General features: G+C 41.0%; 20 protein-coding genes and 1 riboswitch. Of the genes, 6 read left to right on the top strand and 14 right to left on the bottom strand.

Going from position 1 to position 16,610, the window contains the following annotated elements; translation table 11 throughout:
* The 5 genes from ACH0QE_RS17205 to ACH0QE_RS17185 all read right to left on the bottom strand — a co-directional run.
* Positions 1 to 444: VUT family protein (locus ACH0QE_RS17205; protein ID WP_415801796.1), on the bottom strand; the 444-nt coding region annotated here is incomplete at its 3' end.
* A 19-nt stretch (positions 445 to 463) separates the two neighbouring features.
* Positions 464 to 1,192: a 7-carboxy-7-deazaguanine synthase QueE gene (gene queE, locus ACH0QE_RS17200; RefSeq protein ID WP_415801795.1), complete on the bottom strand. Its 729-nt coding sequence runs from the start codon at positions 1,190 to 1,192 to the stop codon at positions 464 to 466.
* On the bottom strand, positions 1,185 to 1,661 hold the full coding sequence (queD, locus tag ACH0QE_RS17195; RefSeq protein ID WP_415801793.1) for a 6-carboxytetrahydropterin synthase QueD: 477 nt from the start codon (positions 1,659 to 1,661) through the stop codon (positions 1,185 to 1,187). Before queD ends, queE begins: the two co-directional genes overlap by 8 nt.
* Positions 1,661 to 2,317, bottom strand: coding sequence for a 7-cyano-7-deazaguanine synthase QueC (gene queC, locus ACH0QE_RS17190; RefSeq protein ID WP_415801792.1), 657 nt, complete (start codon positions 2,315 to 2,317; stop codon positions 1,661 to 1,663). Before queC ends, queD begins: the two co-directional genes overlap by 1 nt.
* Before the next feature lie 54 nt (positions 2,318 to 2,371).
* Positions 2,372 to 2,414: riboswitch (PreQ1 riboswitch) on the bottom strand.
* A 72-nt stretch (positions 2,415 to 2,486) separates the two neighbouring features.
* Positions 2,487 to 2,864 carry a hypothetical protein gene (locus ACH0QE_RS17185; RefSeq protein WP_415801791.1) on the bottom strand — a complete coding sequence of 126 codons (378 nt, stop codon included), beginning with the start codon at positions 2,862 to 2,864 and terminating at the stop codon, positions 2,487 to 2,489.
* Positions 2,865 to 3,054: 190 nt separating this feature from the next.
* Here ACH0QE_RS17185 and ACH0QE_RS17180 point away from each other — a divergent pair, with 190 nt between their 5' ends.
* Positions 3,055 to 3,567 (top strand): hypothetical protein, encoded by a 513-nt coding sequence (locus tag ACH0QE_RS17180; RefSeq protein WP_415801790.1) that lies wholly within the window; start codon positions 3,055 to 3,057, stop codon positions 3,565 to 3,567.
* Positions 3,568 to 3,597: 30 nt separating this feature from the next.
* On the opposite strand, the gene ACH0QE_RS17175 is transcribed toward ACH0QE_RS17180, so the two are convergent.
* From ACH0QE_RS17175 to ACH0QE_RS17155, 5 genes are read right to left on the bottom strand one after another with little or no spacing between them, the layout of a single operon-like run.
* Complete coding sequence (locus tag ACH0QE_RS17175; RefSeq protein WP_415801789.1) at positions 3,598 to 4,491, bottom strand: hypothetical protein; 894 nt, start codon at positions 4,489 to 4,491, stop codon at positions 3,598 to 3,600.
* Complete coding sequence (locus ACH0QE_RS17170; protein ID WP_415801788.1) at positions 4,475 to 8,158, bottom strand: multicopper oxidase domain-containing protein; 3,684 nt, start codon at positions 8,156 to 8,158, stop codon at positions 4,475 to 4,477. The genes ACH0QE_RS17175 and ACH0QE_RS17170 overlap by 17 nt, the downstream gene beginning before the upstream one ends.
* Before the next feature lie 23 nt (positions 8,159 to 8,181).
* On the bottom strand, positions 8,182 to 8,475 hold the full coding sequence (locus ACH0QE_RS17165) for a hypothetical protein (RefSeq protein ID WP_415801787.1): 294 nt from the start codon (positions 8,473 to 8,475) through the stop codon (positions 8,182 to 8,184).
* 28 nt (positions 8,476 to 8,503) lie between these two features.
* Entirely contained in the window at positions 8,504 to 8,836 is a 333-nt protein-coding gene (locus ACH0QE_RS17160; protein WP_415801786.1) for a hypothetical protein, read from the bottom strand.
* A gap of 47 nt (positions 8,837 to 8,883) precedes the next feature.
* Positions 8,884 to 9,648, bottom strand: a complete 765-nt coding sequence (locus tag ACH0QE_RS17155; RefSeq protein WP_415801785.1) for a hypothetical protein — start codon at positions 9,646 to 9,648, stop codon at positions 8,884 to 8,886.
* A gap of 133 nt (positions 9,649 to 9,781) precedes the next feature.
* Between ACH0QE_RS17155 and ACH0QE_RS17150 the strand changes: the two genes are divergently transcribed.
* Positions 9,782 to 10,198, top strand: a complete 417-nt coding sequence (locus ACH0QE_RS17150) for a hypothetical protein (RefSeq protein WP_415801784.1) — start codon at positions 9,782 to 9,784, stop codon at positions 10,196 to 10,198.
* A 25-nt stretch (positions 10,199 to 10,223) separates the two neighbouring features.
* Positions 10,224 to 10,685 (top strand): hypothetical protein, encoded by a 462-nt coding sequence (locus ACH0QE_RS17145; protein WP_415801783.1) that lies wholly within the window; start codon positions 10,224 to 10,226, stop codon positions 10,683 to 10,685.
* Positions 10,686 to 10,782: 97 nt separating this feature from the next.
* On the opposite strand, the gene ACH0QE_RS17140 is transcribed toward ACH0QE_RS17145, so the two are convergent.
* The gene (locus tag ACH0QE_RS17140) at positions 10,783 to 11,496 is read right to left on the bottom strand and encodes a nucleotidyltransferase domain-containing protein (RefSeq protein WP_415801782.1); all 714 of its coding nucleotides are present in this window, start codon (positions 11,494 to 11,496) and stop codon (positions 10,783 to 10,785) included.
* A 140-nt stretch (positions 11,497 to 11,636) separates the two neighbouring features.
* Between ACH0QE_RS17140 and ACH0QE_RS17135 the strand changes: the two genes are divergently transcribed.
* Positions 11,637 to 12,146, top strand: a complete 510-nt coding sequence (locus ACH0QE_RS17135; protein ID WP_415801781.1) for a hypothetical protein — start codon at positions 11,637 to 11,639, stop codon at positions 12,144 to 12,146.
* A gap of 45 nt (positions 12,147 to 12,191) precedes the next feature.
* Here the strand turns inward: ACH0QE_RS17135 and ACH0QE_RS17130 are convergent, their stop codons facing one another.
* Positions 12,192 to 12,674, bottom strand: coding sequence for a PaaI family thioesterase (locus tag ACH0QE_RS17130; RefSeq protein WP_415801780.1), 483 nt, complete (start codon positions 12,672 to 12,674; stop codon positions 12,192 to 12,194).
* A gap of 177 nt (positions 12,675 to 12,851) precedes the next feature.
* On the opposite strand from ACH0QE_RS17130, the gene ACH0QE_RS17125 reads away from it, so the two are divergent.
* Positions 12,852 to 13,769 carry an aldo/keto reductase gene (locus tag ACH0QE_RS17125; RefSeq protein WP_415801779.1) on the top strand — a complete coding sequence of 306 codons (918 nt, stop codon included), beginning with the start codon at positions 12,852 to 12,854 and terminating at the stop codon, positions 13,767 to 13,769.
* 103 nt (positions 13,770 to 13,872) lie between these two features.
* Here ACH0QE_RS17125 and ACH0QE_RS17120 read toward each other — a convergent pair whose 3' ends face one another.
* A complete protein-coding gene (locus tag ACH0QE_RS17120; protein ID WP_415801778.1) occupies positions 13,873 to 14,478 on the bottom strand; it encodes a methyltransferase in 606 nt (201 codons plus the stop codon).
* 223 nt (positions 14,479 to 14,701) lie between these two features.
* A complete protein-coding gene (locus ACH0QE_RS17115) occupies positions 14,702 to 15,070 on the bottom strand; it encodes a MazG nucleotide pyrophosphohydrolase domain-containing protein (protein ID WP_415801777.1) in 369 nt (122 codons plus the stop codon).
* A gap of 117 nt (positions 15,071 to 15,187) precedes the next feature.
* Between ACH0QE_RS17115 and ACH0QE_RS17110 the strand changes: the two genes are divergently transcribed.
* A complete protein-coding gene (locus tag ACH0QE_RS17110) occupies positions 15,188 to 16,519 on the top strand; it encodes an FAD-dependent oxidoreductase (protein WP_415801776.1) in 1,332 nt (443 codons plus the stop codon).
* Positions 16,520 to 16,610 lie beyond the last annotated feature (91 nt).

Below are 16,610 nucleotides of genomic sequence, written 5' to 3'. Positions count from 1 at the left end.
TAAAATCGCGGCAGGGACGGCTTCCCATGGAAGGAAGTTTGCCCCAATTGGACTCAATCCAATCACGACAAATATGATTGAATCCAGCAGGCCGCCAACTAATCCGCTATAGAATACTCTCCAGCTCATTGGAAGCTTAAGTCTTGTGTAAATTTCAGTATCGGTTGTCTCAGCAATAGCGAAGCTCAATGCCGAAGCAAAGACGATCGTAAGTGTATCTCCAAGAATATATGAAACGATAGCTGAAAGAACGAGTGCTAAACCGATGAACATATAAGTTCTCGTACGGCCGTACTTATTCTGCACAAGGTCACGGAAAATGAAGGTGGCCCCTATCAGTAATGTTCCCATGGGCACAATGAACATGCCAAATTGCAGCGGTGCAAACGCCGCAGTAATCACGTTGGCAGTAACAATTGAAATTAAGTATAAAAAGATTCTCATGATCTTACCTCCTGTTAGTCTAAACCCCTCTTTTATTTCCCCAAACATAGACATGAAGCTGCGGAAGGACTCTTACATTGTGCATTTCCACGTCACACATAACCTTATTAATCAGCCATTCATATTTCTCGACCAACAATGACATTAACTTCATCTGGTCTTCTGTTGCAATGTCGTCATTTCCTACCTGTAAAAAAAACGCCAAGTCTGGATAACGCTGATGTACCCGTTTGGCAAATTCATAGTCAATTTCATCAAATACGACTATTTTCAGGCTGGCGTTTTTTATAGAGCCGTTCTCTTCCAGACCTTCTACGATTTGGTCCAAAACTTCAAAATCCGTTTTCATTCCTGAACTTGGCGGTTTGGGTGAAAGGGTCAGTGCGTCAATTTTCAAAAACCAATCCTGCCATTTGCTTCCCTGCGTCTCCAGGCAAATGCTGATCTGGTTTTCCTTTAATAATTCAACCAATCCAGAAAGATTTTTAATGAGAGCAGGATTTCCACCTGAGATAGTGACATATGAAAAACCCTCTCCCCCCGATGCTCTCAGTTCACTCCAGATTTCATCAGCATCCATTTGCCTGACCAAGTCCTTTCCAGATCCATCCCATGTAAAGGATGAGTCACACCAGGCACAGGAATAGTCACACCCTGCCGTACGAACAAACATTGTCTTTTGCCCGATGACCATTCCCTCTCCCTGAATCGTCGGTCCGAAAATCTCCATCACAGGAATCTTAGTCAATCTCCATCCACTCCCTTTTTGCTTCAGCATAACTAGTTGGAGTTTCATAGAGTTTCACAAACTCAACCCTTGCACCCTGGTATAAATGCTGTCTATTTGCCAACGCTTCAGCCATTTTTTCATAAATCCAAGCTACCATGTTTTCAGCAGTTGTATTCATCGGCGGCAAAGTTCCATTCAAGTATCTATGATCTAGATATATTTCTATTTCTGATTTCCAAATATCCTTTATGTCACCAAAATCAATCATCAATCCACGGGCATCGACAAAACCACTTAAGCCGAATATGACTCTATAAGTATGGCCGTGGAGGTTTTTACATTTGCCCTCATATTCATGGAGGTGATGCGCGGCATCAAAGGTAAATTCCTTACTGACAAGCACACGCTTAGAATGATATTTTAATTGCTCTCTCTGAATATCTTTATCTATTTTCTGAAGCTGGTCGACGATCCTGAATTCGTACATCAAGAAACATCTCCTTCCAGGTACTCATCCAGACCTCTTTTTCGCAACTTGCAGGCTGGGCAAATTCCACATCCATCTGCAATGATTCCGTTATAGCAAGTCAATGTCCTGGATCGGACAAATTCAAAAGCGTCCAGATCATCAGCCATCTTCCAGGTTTGTGCCTTATTCAGCCACATTAATGGTGTATGGATGACAAAGTTCTGGTCCATTGATAGGTTAAGAGTTACATTTAATGATTTTATGAACACGTCACGGCAATCTGGATAGCCGCTAAAGTCGGTTTCGCATACACCTGTTACGATGTGCTTTGCATTCACTTGACTTGCAAGCACTCCAGCAAAGGATAAAAACAATAGATTTCTCCCCGGTACAAAGGTTGAAGGCAGCTCTCCTTCTTCCCCATCCCGTACCTCGATATCTTTTCGGGTGAGTGCATTAGGCGCAAGTTGGTTAAGCAGACTCATATCGAGAACATGGTGCTTGATTCCAAGCTCGCTTGCGATTTCTTCTGCGCATTGTATTTCTGTCCGATGCCGCTGGTTATAATCGAAAGTGACTGCTTCAACTTCTCCAAATTCCTTCATGGCCCAAAACAAGCACGTCGTACTATCCTGTCCGCCGCTGAACACGACAACAGCTTTTTCGTTTTTCATAACAAATACTCCTTTGCAACAGAAAAAACAGTACCACTAAGACAGCAGTACTGTTTTCCCTTAGTTTTTTTGAGAGGGTAGCTAGAACCTCTTCCGTCAGAACGGAATATGTAATTTTGACTTTTCTATTTTACCATACATTTTATAAAAGGAAAGATTATTATATGCATCACTTTTTAAATTTTACTAGGTCCTGATGCCTGAACCTGAGAGCTGACCATTTTTCGTCCATGGAGACATTGCTGACGGCTCTATAGTCAGATAGTTCCTGAACCAGACTAAATAATGTGTCGCGATTAATGTCTGTTTTAACTTTTGAACTTTTCTTTGGGAAGGCAATCCAGAAGATAGCACCTTCTTTCAGAACCGAAAGGGCCTTCGGAAACCAATTCTTAACTTCCTCACTGCTGTTCACGAACAAAAGCAAAAATTCCATTTTATCGCTCTCACTGTCTGACTCTTCAATTAGAGACTGGTATTCGTCCGGGGCATTCATGACAATGGCAGGATCCTGTTTATATCGCAATTTCTTTAGTAATTCATTCATATTATCCTTCCTATCTCGACTTTTATTTTTTCCGCAATTGGAAATAGCCAAACCAATATAATTACTCCTTATTATAGAATACTTTACATGTTGAAGTTTACCAACAGGGCATCTTACTCATTCGAAAATCTTTTTCCGGAATAAAATAAATACAGGCACCTATTTCACGAAACTAAAAAGGAGGATACAAATGGATATTGGGGCTTATTTTTCAAGAAGCCAAGATTACTTTGAACAGAATTCTCATGAATTCCATGACTGCGACCATCCACATTGCCAGGATGTTGAGTCAGCCTTTTCATTTGGCTCACAAGCAGATTGCCCAACCTTGGAAGAGATGGAATCAAGTTCGCATCATGGATATTGCCATAGCTATAAAGATGATTGTGTCCCGGTTATTTTCGACCGTCGCTATAATTTCGCTGATCGAGATTTATGCAGCAGGCATTTCAGCGTCCGCCTGGGCGGTTTGCGTCACAAAATGGCAGCTGTATTGCGAGGATATATCGGATGCAAAGTTATCATTGGGACAGAATGTGACAGTAGGTTTAAAAAAATCAATGGAAGGATTTCCTTTGTTGGAACAGATTTTGTGGAAGTAGTCATCCACAAGAGCAGACAAAACCACTCAAAAAAGAAATATAAGATGATCCCGTTTGACACGATCAACTGGTTTGAAAAGGTTCAAGAAGAAAACGCCTAAGCTCAATATCAGGCGTTTTTTGATTGATGATCAAGTTTTTTTCAGATAGCAGAAGAAAGTTAAGGGTATACTTCTAACCGTCCCTTCCTGGTTGTCTAGATTGACATTCCCATTTTCATAGCCTTTTAATATACCTTTTTCCTTTCCTGAACTTGTATAAATCGTTAATTTTTCATCAGCAATGGTTTTCAGGTACATTGATAACTTAATCCTGAAAAAAATCTGGATCAGTTCAGGGTCATGAGCGACTGTTTCTCCAAAATTAAAGGTCAGGTCCCTCCGGAAACATGAATCGATATCGAGTAAAGGTGCTGTAGTTCTAGGTGGGTGATACGGCTTTTTAGATAAAACCAGACAAATTTTATTGAAAGGTATAATGAATGTCTCTCTGTTTTTCTCAAGCTGGACAAAATCACTGCCAACTAACTTTACAAATCCCTCCAGGAAATTTTTGCCCAACTTCTTCTTTTTATACCTATGCTTGCGCTTCTTCTTGGCAAGCCGTTTCTTTTTGGAACGCTTTTTCCTCTCTGTCTTCTTGTTTATTACTTCCTCAATTGGATCTGCTAGACTAGCTTCTGAATTGGTCTCATCATGATCTGAACAGTTTATTTTAATCTTCACCATTTGCCCTGCCAGGCCATCGAATAAAATCCTCCGGCCAAGTTCAGATTGCTCATTTGATAGACCGAGATCCAATAGCATGCGATTGGCCCCATCGATTTTTTCTTCAAGTTCGTGCAACCGACCTTCAGGCATACAAGATGTCGGCGAAGGGATTTTTGGAGTTTCGATTCTTTCAGGACAATCATCAGGGAAACAGAAATCATCTTCTGGGCTGTTTGCTGAGGAGGAACTGCTTTCCATCAACTCATGGCTTGAAGACTCCTCAACTGGCATTTCAATTTTATGCCTTTTTTTCATCGTCCCACTCCCCTTTAACTTCCTCAAGCCGTGGCAGATTTTGCTTCGTATCCTTGTGAACACGGAAGATCCCCCACATACCCAATTCTATGTCCCAACGGATATTGCCGGACCGGTACAAGTAATCACCAGGGAAATTGAAAACTCCTCCTGCGCCACCAATCAAGCGCAAGTCATCAGTATGGCCAGTAACCATATGGCCTATAAATGACTGAATACGAGAATCAAGATCTTTACTGTCGAATTTCCAATAATGTCCGTGAAGGTGGAAAGTATGAGATCTTCGCCTTTCTGCTGGAGTGGTAATCCGTATAACCACTGCCTCGCCCGGATAAGCTTCGAATAAAGGTGTCGCAGGATCCCCGAAAATTTCTGATGAAAACAGCTCGTGCAATACCGGGTGATCCTTGTAACGATTGATCAACCTCTCACTCCGGTAGTTAAATCCCCTTGAACCATAATCATACGTATCGACCTCTTCTAGCACCTCAGTATCTGGTATAACCCCATCCATCGGGTCAATGATTACCTTTCCAGCTTTGTCCTCCAGTCTTACACCATCGTGCAATATGAGGACGAATTCTCTTGTAGCAGGTAGCAAAGGGTGACGAAGGATCACATTTTCGCCTGTATTTACTTTTTCCAGGCTGTGAGGGTCCAGGTATGTTGTAAACCTGGATTCGGCAATAAAAGCACCAAATGTTCCAAACGAACGGTGATTTCGCAAATCGGCCATGTCCCACATAGAACACATTCCAAACTGGCCATCAACAAACCATCTATAAGTGATTGTCTCACCGGGACCGACAGTCTGGTCCGGATTGAAACCTACTGTATCTCCACTGGATGTCTTTACATCATAATTCAGCAGGCTAGTATGGAGTGATATCCTTAGTGAAGGCGGATAAAAAGATTGTTCTTTTACCGGAGGGTAAGGATGAATTCCATCTTCAAATGGAAAGAGTTCTTTTTTCAGCTCACTTGTCAGCGTTACCTCTACAAGATCACCGACATTTGCCCTTAAGATTAGTGGCACCGGATTCTTTTTTCCAGAGAGAATGTCTTCTATATCCTCTTTTAAAGCGAAAATAATTCCATATGGGTCATGATCGCCATAAGAATTATATTGAATCGGTGTCTGAAAGGCGACTACCTCGAACTTCTTAACTGGTGAACCCTTATAAGCTCCTGGCGGAAGACTGGCAAGAGGATTTGCTTTTTCAGGCGGTTTGCCTGTTGGCTTTGGTGTTTCAGCGGATCCTTGCGGCAGAGCTTCTCGGTCAGCCAATACGATTAAATCATCCATTTTTGAGTTATACGCCCGGATTAAACCCCATGTCCCAAGCCATACATCCTCTTCATCTTCAAAAGCCCAAAGATAATCCCCGGAGGCAGGTATCTCAGTCTCAAAAGTAAACGACTCAGAAATCCCGATATGCTGCTGCGCTTTCATGGATGAGCCAAGATCTGGACGTTCTTCTTTCCACCTTAAACCATGGATATTAAAGCTGTGCGATTCCTCATGCGCTCCCTGCAAGAGCCTGATTCTGATCGGATCTCCTTCATAGGCTTTTAGTATTGGTGTTACAGGGTCACCATGTACATAGGAACTGAAGGAATAGGCGGGATCACTATCTTCACCAAGCCTGAACTTCAAAGGTTCACATTTATAATTGACACCAAAAACACCTGGGTCATCCTCGGATCCAGGATACCTTGGCGGCTGGATTGGGAGGCCGTTCTTATCGAATAGAAGGGCAAAATCATGGACGAAAAGAGTCTGGTCACGATAATCCGGGATTAACGGGTGTTCTACTGAAATCTGCGTTCCATGGTCCACCTCATCACCTGTTCTCGAATCAAAGAATTTTGAGAATCGCGGCTGAATCACGCCTGCTCCGAAAACGCCATGCTGCTGGTGCGAGTTAGCAAATAGATGGTCATGGAAGAAAAACGCTTTTAATTCGGTTTCCGCATACCACTCATAGCGAATGGTCTGGCCAGGAAGAACAGCACTGTCATAATTCCAGCCTACATTTCCTCCATCGCAGGCAAGGACATCAAATTTTACAAAGTGAATGTGAAAACCATTTTCATACGTCCTTGTCACAAGCTGGAATGCATCACCGTCTAAAATATGAGGCATACGATTTGTATAGTTCATCCTTATACATGTACCGGCTGGAACATGGAAGACTAGCGGCTCAGGTTCTTTTTTTCCAGAAAGAATATCATCCAGATCTTCATCCATCACATAAAATCTTGCCTTCGGATCATGCCAGCCCTGTTTGTTATAGACTACGGGCATCTCAATAGCCGATACATTGAATTCGACTACCACTGGATCCTGGTCTAGGCAAGGGTCAACAAAAACTGCTCCCGGACGGGGATTTGGAATCGCTGCATTCCGTTCCAGTTCAGTCATCTCCCGGCCTCCAACAATGCCTAGTGGCGGCCTTGGAGCTTTGTAACCGACTTTTCCTGGTATGAAATTAGGGAATCCTGGCTTTTCAGGAGTTGGCTTTGGTGGTGCAGGACGGTCTGGCAGAGGTTTTAGAGCATCAATACGAACACCATTCGGATAACATTGGCTTCCATCCTGTAGTGTATTAAAAACCCTGTTGATTCCCCACATGCCTATGCCGAAATGTGGGTACAGGTGGCAATGGATGATGGAATCTCCAATGGCACCATGCAGGCTCCCTAATCCGTAAAGCGGCTGAATTGAATAATGTGTTTGCGGGCTAATGGATTGGGCATCTAGAATTTCCGCATTAATATTGCTGGAATCACCCAGCCATTGATGGACATGGTAGTGAAATACATGAGTTTCTTTTACCCCTCCATGAATCAGCCTGATGACTGCCGGGTCCCCTACATACCCCCTTAATATTGGAGTGGCGGGATCACCAAACACCCATGAGTCATGGTGGACTTCTTCTGAATCACAATCCGGGCATACAACTCCCGCCTCGATCAATCTTTTTCGGTTTGTCATAGGCTCATAGCGAAGATTCACTCCATGGAAGGATTCAGCTTCCTGATTGGTCATTGGGTTGAATGGTCGATTCCCCGTCAGATCCTTAATTTCCATTTCATCATTGAAGAACCAGGCGTACTCTCTGAATGATGGCAGAAAAGGATGGTGTATGTCAGCATACACACCACTATCGATTGGACCGCCCGTAACAGGATCAGTCCAGCTAGAGCCCCTTTTTTGGACAAGCAGCGCACCGAATAATCCCTGGACACTTGACCCTTGTTCCGTGCTTGAAACATTTCCGAGGTCGGTGAAGAAGTAGATACCTTCCTGACTAGCATTAATCCGGTAAACAATCTTCCCTCCTGGTTCTACCGTTGTATCTGGGTTATAACCTGCATCCGCTCCGTCGGATGACAGAACATTATAATCAGCTTCCTGGAAGTGCATTCCTGCTGAAAAAGGAAGCTGGTTTTCAAAAAGTATTTCAACTATATCCCCTTCGTTGGCACGAATAGCTAACGGTTGAACTAAATCAATTGGCTTATAAGGGTTCTTTCGAACGAGGTCTTTAAGCTTTGACTCATTTTCCTTCAAGACATATATTCTTCCATTAGGATTGTGATCACCGAACGTATTCACTACTATTCTCGTTGAAATTCCGACAACATGATATTTTCGTAACATGTATTTCCCCCCTTCATAGGTATCTAATAGTCCTCGAGCTTTGGTATTTTAGGCGCACCTGGCCTTTCAATATAGAAAACTTCAATATTATGAATGTGAATGTACCATTCGCGGTTTTCTAATTGAGCAAAGTGTGTGGTCTCAACATCAATCATTACAGTATTACCGATCAATTCCTTGATTATGCCAACGAACATATACGGATAGGATGGAGAAATTACCAGCGTTTTGTGGCCAATTCCATTTCTGAAGTGTTCCAAAATGGCTGAGTCATGGATTTGATTTACATCTGTCATTTTTGAATAGTCTACGGACATAAGAAATCACGCCTCCTTACCTTTATATTCAAACTAACGGTATTCTCATAGAACAATCGACATCAGTTGTAAAATGGGCAATTTTTTCAAAAGGAATAGATATTGGAATTGGAAATTTATGAAACGGTGCATTCAAGATTTTGATTGTTACGGGTATGAGCGTTAAATGGCCAGGTTCAACTTCAGCTATCTTTCCGCAAAAAATCGGCCTGAATGTTTGCCCCAATATATTTAGTTGTGATGATTCCGTAATAACCAGAATTTGCTTGCCCATATGCTTGTAAAAAAAATCAAATAAAGGGTCATTGACTTTAGCGGCATTTGAAACAGGCGATAATGATTTTATTTGAAAGTCATGCATTTTTTTCACCCTTTCTCGTAAATCAGAGGTGTTATGAAATAGGGACCTTATCGGAATAAAGTTGTTAACACGTTCTTTCCCATTAAAAGTACCCGGTTAAAAAGGCGGACAGAAATGAGATGTGATAAATCATCGAAAGCAATTTGTCTATTTGAGCTACCAGATTGTAATAAAACACTTTCTTCAGTTACCGAGACGATTTTACCCCAGACCGTTTCTTCTGGAGTAACAGCTTTGACCCATACTCCTTTCCATCTCTCAAGGTTGCCCCTAAGGGATTCTTCGAGAAATTGGTGGATTAATACATCCCGTTTGGCAACTGTTTCACCAAAATTCGTAGTCAGTTTTCGTTTTAAGTCATTATCATAGATGAAATTTTGATGGGCATTTTCATAGGTCGGCACTCCGGATGGAGAATTTGCTGATAATATCGTTTTATATGGGATCCAGATCCGGTCCTTTAAATTCGTCAGTATGACAAAATCTCTTCCAATCGCATTGACCTTCCCTGAGGTTTCCTTAGTAGTACCTTGATGTTCAATATAGACTACTACTTCTTGATTCCGTTTCATCTTAAAGAATTTCTTTAAAATCAAAGTCTTCTTAAATTCAGGAACAGCATTCGCCAGTGTGTGAAGGTTTTTTTGTTCCAGGTATTCGGCTATGATTTTATTCTCTTCTAGTGGTGTTGCACTTGGTGGAGAAGTGATTTGATTTCCGACTTCATGAATAGGATCAATGTGCCTGACTTCATTCCTTCTGTCCTCTAACAGATTTTTCAAATAATCCGAATGACGCATACCTGTTCTCAACAAATTGCCCCCTTTCGAACGAATTTTCCCATTATCATATGAGGCAAATATCATAAACGTCAAAGTAATTGGCAAAAAATTCAAACACCTCATCTTCAGTTATGAATACATTGAACAGGAGAGGTGATGTGTCATGCCGGAATGGATTGTGATTTTTTATCCAATTAATTTCTTGTCCGCATACGTTCTATATATCTTTCTCTACCATCGTAGAAAACGAATCGGATTTCATTTAGGAATGAACATAACCATGGTGGTTGCTGGAGGGGTGGCTCTCGGGACAGGGATTATTTTTATTAACTTGTATCCTTTTTACTTTTTGGAAGCGACCTTGATTTCGGTGATCATAGGTGCTATTTCAGGAATCTTGTTTGGCAACCTCTTTGACTATCAAACTTTATTGTCTGGTTATATAACTGGGCTAATGATGGGAATCATGGCGCCTATGGTCGGAGCTGCCGCATATGAAGGGGTTATGTTCTTAATCATGATCGAGATTTTCATTCTCAGCTCTTTTTGCATAGCGGCCTCCTCGGTCTACAAAACCTGATTCAGTAATCTGGAGGGGATGTCTTATGCAGATTTTATTAATCTCCATAACCTTCATCAATTTATTAATTGGAGCCTCGCTTTATTATGTAATTCTTAAATCGAGATTGCTGTTTAGTGACAGGTTCGGATATACAGTTTCCTATTTTGCCAGCAGCACACTGGGACTAGTTGCTTCACTAAATCTCATATTACTTTTCCCTAACCATTTAGAAATTGTTGGTGTGCTTAACATTTTACTGGGTCTCACGATCGGTTTTTTATTTGGCTCAATGTTGAATGCGCAATCATTGATTGCAGGGATTTATAACGGGGGCATAAGCGCAATTATGGGAACGATGCTGGGAGTGGTGGTAAAAAACCCAGCTATTTGCGGTCTTCCTGGTACCATTGCCTCAGAACAAGAAACGATGATCTTCTTTGCCCTTTTCAGTCTGTGTATCCAGGGAATATCTGCTATATTGCTCCTATTTTCTTTTAAGGCATGAATGATTAAGGGCACATTCAAGATCTTTAAGTCGCCCTTGTTGGAAGTGAAAATCCCTAGTAAAGGATAAAAGCAGCCTCAATTTAGGCTGCTTTTGTCTACTTTACAGAAAAGCCATCAAATAACCTTCCCCCGAAGGGTTCTAAGACCATTTCGGCCATTTCTACGACCAACTTTTTGTTACCTGTTCTGTAATACTGTGAAAATGCTTCTACAAATTTTCCAGAAAAAACGGGGTCATAGTGATTTAATTCCCTTACTACCCATTTTGATTTACCGACCCAACATTTGTTTGTCCTTAAAACAAATTCCTGCAACTGTTCAGCCAGTGTGCCTGCAATGAAGAGTTCTTCCGCCTCGTTGGTCGATCCAATGAAATCATCAAGCGTATCGGTAATAAAATATCGTTTAAACTCGATCTCTTTCTTGTTCCACACCTCTGGTCCTTGCTCGATTATCCTTTTAGCTTCACCAATTAATTCCGGCAAGAAATCGCTTTTCTTTATAACAGTTCCTTCTGCAACCATTCGCGGCAAGCTTGGTCTCGCCCTTTTTACATCACTCTCAAAAAAAAGCTTATAGGACTGTAAATTATGGACGAAAACCTCAATCGGCCATCCATAAGCAATTAATGACTCTCTGTACGCTGAAGGGATATCCTTACCGAATATCACGATATCCAAGTCAGATGTAACAGTTGCTTCTCCCCTGGTTACACTTCCCGCCAGCAGTGCTGCGTCACAGTCCGGGAAGCGCTCCTCCACAAACTTTTGTGCTCCTTCAAAAGCTGATAATCTAGCATGCATGTTCATGTGCAAAGTCCTCCATAAACTATTCATAAGGTTATTATTGGTTATAACACAAAATTTGTCGACACTATTGCGAATGTTTTATAAGACAACTTCAGTGGTATCCTACAGTATAAAAGCAGTTGAATCAGGAGGATATACTTATGTCATTTTCATTAAATAAATTGTTTATACCTGCAGGATTGGCAGTTTTGCTCATCACTGGCTGCAACAGTGATGAGGCAGAACAAGGTGCAAAAGAGTTAGAAGAGGAAACAAAGAATGCTGCTCAAGCGACGGAGAAAAAATCAAAAGAAGTAGTGGATAAAGTGAAAGAAGAGGCTCCGGGAATCATTCAGAACATGAAAGATACGTATAAAGAAAGTGAACAAGAAGTTAAAGACAACACTCTCCAGGCCGGCGATCAGGCTACTGTACAAAAAGATGCCTACCTCGCACTTACACCGGAAGCATATGATGAGCTCTATCAATTGATTGAAATTAACGATGTAGAAGGTGTGGACAAGATCGTACAGGATAATAAAGTTAAAGAAATCAAGCAAGGCAGTGAAGCAGAAATTTTAGAAAGAGAGATTAGACGAACCAAGGTAAAGATGAAAGATTCCAGTGAGGAAGGATACCTGCCTACCACAATGCTTGAACCTGTTAAGTAACAAGATCAAGACCCTGACTGATATCAGGGTCTTTTTTTAAGACTTTTATTTTGCTGTAAATGTATCTGGCATTACAACAGCGATAATTTCTCCTTTAGCACACAGTGTTTCCCCGGCATACACTTCTGTTTCGACTCGATATTTTTTGGGATGAATCTCATGTACAGTCCCTATTGCTTTTAATGCTGTTCCCTGAGGAGTCGGCTTCATAAAATCGACATGCAAGGATGCTGTTACAAATCTTGGCGGTTCTGCCCCGTCTCCTGGTTCATATCCATTTTTCCGATGTAGGTAGAGTGCAGCCGAACCGGTGCCGTGGCAATCAACAAAAGAGCCAATGACTCCGCCGTAGACGAAACCAGGCAGAGCCATATGTTCTTTTTTGGGATTGTAGATTGATATAGTCTTGTCCCCATCCCAGCCTGTCCGGAAATGATGCCCGTGCTCATTCATCCTCCCGCATCCATAACACCACGCAAAATCCTCAGGATATTCATCCTGGATGGCTTTCAACACTTTTTCTTCCATTGCGTTTCCCCCTTGTCAATGCGTAATCTATAATATTTTCTTCGACCAGTGTTTGAATTCCTCTAAAATAATTCGATTTCCTTGTTTTGTATAATCAATACTTGTATTTGTGCAACATAGTTTTGTTCAAAACGTACAAGTGTTAAGATAGACGTAAAATATTTTAGGGGTGATGGAATGAAGTACAGACGCTTAGGCAATACAAACCTTGATATATCTGTAGTTGGAATCGGAACCTGGCAGTATGGCGGTGAATGGGGAAAGGATTTCGGACAATATGAGGTCGATGCGATCCTGGACAAAGCAAATGAAAAAGGAATCAACTTCCTCGATACAGCCGAATGTTATGGTGATCATTTATCTGAAAGTCTTATTGGAGATTATCTGAGCCGGAACAATCGTGAGGACTGGATTGTGGCAACTAAATTCGGTCATCATTTTCATAGTAATTTTGAAAGGACACGTCACTGGAGTGCAAATGAAGTACTAAAGCAGCTGGATGCTTCTTTGAAGGCACTAAGCACTGAATACATAGATTTATATCAGGCTCATTCATGCACAGATGAGGAATTCAACAACGACGAACTATGGACAATGCTCGATAAACAAGTGGAAAAAGGAAAAATCCGCAACCTGGGAATCTCACTGCGTTCGAATGAAGAAAGTTACCAAACTGACCACGCTTCTGACGTGAACGCAGGTGCAATCCAGGTCGTCTACAACCGACTTGACCGTAAGCCTGAGGAAAACATATTCCCTTCTAGCCAAAATCAAAATCTGGGAGTACTAGCACGGGTTCCGCTGGCAAGCGGATATTTAAGCGGTAAATATAAACCAGGTGCGACCTTCAATACTGATGATGTTCGCTCCAAACATGACAGCGAAGAAACAGCGAAACTACTCAAACAAGTCGAAGAAATCCATCAAAACGAAGTCCCAGAAGGTGTTTCAATGGCCACGTGGGCATTATCATGGGTATTGAAACACCCCGCAGTCACTGCAGTAATTCCTGGCTGCAAGACACCAGAACAGGTGGAACTTAATGCAAAAGCAGCACAACTGGCTGATGATAACCATCCTCAAAGCCTAAAATAATTATTTTATGCCCCGGCATGTTGCTGGGGCATTTCTGTTATATAGGAAGCAGGCAGGCGCCAGATGAATCTCTGCCTCATCCTTCTTCATATTTTTATAAGATCTACTTATACAAATTCAACCGATAAACCAAAAACCTCTCATTTGGATTGTTTTCAGGCAGGTTCACTTCATATACCAGCTCGAATGGTGTTTGCTTTTCCAAATAAAATATATAGTCTTCAGATGGATAATATAAAATCAGATCGATTTCCCTTTGATATTGTTCAAAAGAGATCATGATGTTTTTTACGACATTGGTCAGGATTTGAACTGTAAAAGGATTAAAGAAATAAAATTTGTTTTCATCAGGTGAAATTTCATATTCTTCTGCCAGGATACAATAAAAATTGATTCTTTCTACTCTATTTCGATAGTTCTTTAAGTAATTTTGTTTATTTTCGAGAGCTTCCATGTAGAATGTTTCATTCATTTCAACACCGACGACATTTGTGTTGAAATGGTGGTTAAGATAAAAATTCAACCGCCCTTTTCCACATCCAAAGTCGACTAAATGATCATGAGTGCTTATATTGTATTCATCGAAAAATAAATCAAGCGCACTATATGGAGTGGGTTCATAGCAATGGTAATGCAATGAAGTCATGAACCCTCTTTGTTCACCAGTTGTCTTGATATTCAGCAATTTATCCATTTGTTGTTCATTCATAAAATTGAACTCCATTCATTAAGGACCCTAAAAAAATCATTGACTAATTCTGTATTTGGATTGATTTTTGTCGAACATGTACTTGTACCGATATTATAAAAGGTATCGGAGGCTCTTTTCGAGGAGACTTCTATACAATAATTGCGATAATACTCGTAAAAACCCAGGTGCCGATTTTTACTTTCCGTTGAGAAAGTAATACATTTTACGAAAAGAGCCTTGACTAAAGATCTTTGTTTTTCCGAACCCGTACTTCTAACATTTTTTCATAAAAGCTTTCTTCCAAATCTATATCAAAATAATTATAAAACTTCAATAGATATGCAAGACAATCAGCCAGTTCTTTGCCTATATCCTGTTTGATGCTTTCTTTGGCGATTAGAAACGCCTCATCTTCTTCCATTCCCTCTTGTACCTTGCTTTGCGTAAGGTTAAAGGTCTTCCTCAATTCTTCCGCCACTTCTGCTACTTCCGTAGTCAGCAGTAAATAATTGTTCAAGAGTGATTCCCTGCTCTTGGCATAGTTATCAGAATTGATTTCCCAGCCCATTTCTTTTTGATAATCCTTCGTATATGCTTGTAACTCTTTCATTTCCACACCTCTTTATGTAAAATTACCGTGTGATGCTTTTGTCATACATAGGTTTATTGTAACTTATAGGGAGATAATTCAACATATCTATTAATATGAGGAGAATAGGGGCTAAGGATGTTTTCGAAAAATATGAACAGAAATAGAGCTGTGGTAGTAGGTGGTGGTATTGCGGGCAAGATGGCTGCACGTGTACTGTCTGAGTTTTTCAAAGAAGTTATATTAATAGAAAAAGATAAGAAAAATGATCATGTCACTAATAGAAAAGGGGTTCCGCAAGGTAATCAGGGGCATGTTTTGCTGAAAAGCGGAGAGGAGATTATAGAGGAGCTTTTCCCGGGAATCTTTCAGGAATTATCTCGAAATGGAGCCAAGAAAACCGACTTTGCGCGAGATCTATTATGGTCACACCACGGTACCCAAAAAATCCGATTTGATTCAAACGTGTTCATTAGCCAGCAAAGCCGCCCTTTACTTGAGTGGCAGACCCAGCAGAGACTGGAAAAAATACCGAATCTAAATTTCAGATTCGATTGCAAGGTGCAGAATCTTAAATTCAATAACGATGAAATGAACACTATTGTCATCGAGGATAAAAACGGAGCCGTAACGGAGCTTTTAGCGGATTTAGTAATCGATGCATCAGGTGCTGCCGCACTCCATAACCAATGGCTAAGAGACTCAGGATACGGCATTCCAGCCAAAACAGAAATAAAGGTAGATTTGTTTTATGCTAGCATGATCTTTACGAAATTTTCTCATAAATCTATCAATTGGCACAGTCTTCTCGCCTATCCCAATCCACCAGAAGTCGAACGTGGCGGCATGATTTCCCCTATCGAAGGAAATCGTATGCTGGTAACACTGATTGGCTACGGTACGAAAGAAGTGCCTAAAGATTTAGATAGTTTCCTGGAATATGCACGGACACTTGAACAACCTGAATTTTATGAAGTGATAAAAAATGAATTACCACTCTCTGAGGATGTACAAGTTTACCGGTTTCCTGCCCTGCGTCGTTATCACTTTGAAAAACAAAGAAATTTTCCAACCGGTTTGTTGGTAATTGGCGACGCTTTTTGCCGGGTTGACCCTGTATTTGCACAGGGAATGAGCCTCGCTGCTATGGAAGCCAAGGCTTTAAGAGAACTATTAATGCAGGGGTTAAACAAGAACCTACTAACAAAAAGTTATCATAAAAAAGTTAGCAGGATTCTTGATATTCCCTGGCTGATCGCTTTAACAGAAGACTTTCGATTCCAAACAACTAGAGGAAGAAAACCATTAGGCCTTCCAATTTTGCAATGGTATGTAAAAAGAGTCGTGGCGGCATGCTCTCATAACGAACATGTATACAGCCGTTTCATTCAGGTGCTACATCTAAAATCGCATCCAATCAGTCTTGCCCATCCCGGTATTTTTGCTAAGGTATTAAAAAATCATAAATAACCCCAAATGAACCCTCGATTATCAGAATCGTGGGTTTTTCACATCTCCAATATTTGTAAGGGAGTCAACACCATTTACATCCCTGCATTTT

Origin of the sequence: Mesobacillus sp. (assembly GCF_047739415.1) — a bacterium.
Taxonomy (GTDB): domain Bacteria; phylum Bacillota; class Bacilli; order Bacillales; family Cytobacillaceae; genus Mesobacillus.
The sequence above is the reverse complement of the archived record's forward strand: the minus strand, read 5'-3'. Positions and strand labels throughout refer to the sequence as shown.

Excerpts from the sequence above, each read along its gene's own strand:
- queD (WP_415801793.1), bottom strand. The coding sequence starts at position 1,661 with ATGTACGAATTCAGGATCGTCGACCAGCTTCAGAAAATAGATAAAGAT.
- queC (WP_415801792.1), bottom strand. The coding sequence starts at position 2,317 with ATGAAAAACGAAAAAGCTGTTGTCGTGTTCAGCGGCGGACAGGATAGT.
- ACH0QE_RS17185 (WP_415801791.1), bottom strand. The coding sequence starts at position 2,864 with ATGAATGAATTACTAAAGAAATTGCGATATAAACAGGATCCTGCCATT.
- ACH0QE_RS17180 (WP_415801790.1), top strand. The coding sequence starts at position 3,055 with ATGGATATTGGGGCTTATTTTTCAAGAAGCCAAGATTACTTTGAACAG.
- ACH0QE_RS17175 (WP_415801789.1), bottom strand. The coding sequence starts at position 4,491 with ATGAAAAAAAGGCATAAAATTGAAATGCCAGTTGAGGAGTCTTCAAGC.
- ACH0QE_RS17170 (WP_415801788.1), bottom strand. The coding sequence starts at position 8,158 with ATGTTACGAAAATATCATGTTGTCGGAATTTCAACGAGAATAGTAGTG.
- ACH0QE_RS17165 (WP_415801787.1), bottom strand. The coding sequence starts at position 8,475 with ATGTCCGTAGACTATTCAAAAATGACAGATGTAAATCAAATCCATGAC.
- ACH0QE_RS17160 (WP_415801786.1), bottom strand. The coding sequence starts at position 8,836 with ATGCATGACTTTCAAATAAAATCATTATCGCCTGTTTCAAATGCCGCT.
- ACH0QE_RS17150 (WP_415801784.1), top strand. The coding sequence starts at position 9,782 with ATGCCGGAATGGATTGTGATTTTTTATCCAATTAATTTCTTGTCCGCA.
- ACH0QE_RS17145 (WP_415801783.1), top strand. The coding sequence starts at position 10,224 with ATGCAGATTTTATTAATCTCCATAACCTTCATCAATTTATTAATTGGA.
- ACH0QE_RS17140 (WP_415801782.1), bottom strand. The coding sequence starts at position 11,496 with ATGAACATGCATGCTAGATTATCAGCTTTTGAAGGAGCACAAAAGTTT.
- ACH0QE_RS17135 (WP_415801781.1), top strand. The coding sequence starts at position 11,637 with ATGTCATTTTCATTAAATAAATTGTTTATACCTGCAGGATTGGCAGTT.
- ACH0QE_RS17130 (WP_415801780.1), bottom strand. The coding sequence starts at position 12,674 with ATGGAAGAAAAAGTGTTGAAAGCCATCCAGGATGAATATCCTGAGGAT.
- ACH0QE_RS17125 (WP_415801779.1), top strand. The coding sequence starts at position 12,852 with ATGAAGTACAGACGCTTAGGCAATACAAACCTTGATATATCTGTAGTT.
- ACH0QE_RS17120 (WP_415801778.1), bottom strand. The coding sequence starts at position 14,478 with ATGAATGAACAACAAATGGATAAATTGCTGAATATCAAGACAACTGGT.
- ACH0QE_RS17115 (WP_415801777.1), bottom strand. The coding sequence starts at position 15,070 with ATGAAAGAGTTACAAGCATATACGAAGGATTATCAAAAAGAAATGGGC.
- ACH0QE_RS17110 (WP_415801776.1), top strand. The coding sequence starts at position 15,188 with ATGTTTTCGAAAAATATGAACAGAAATAGAGCTGTGGTAGTAGGTGGT.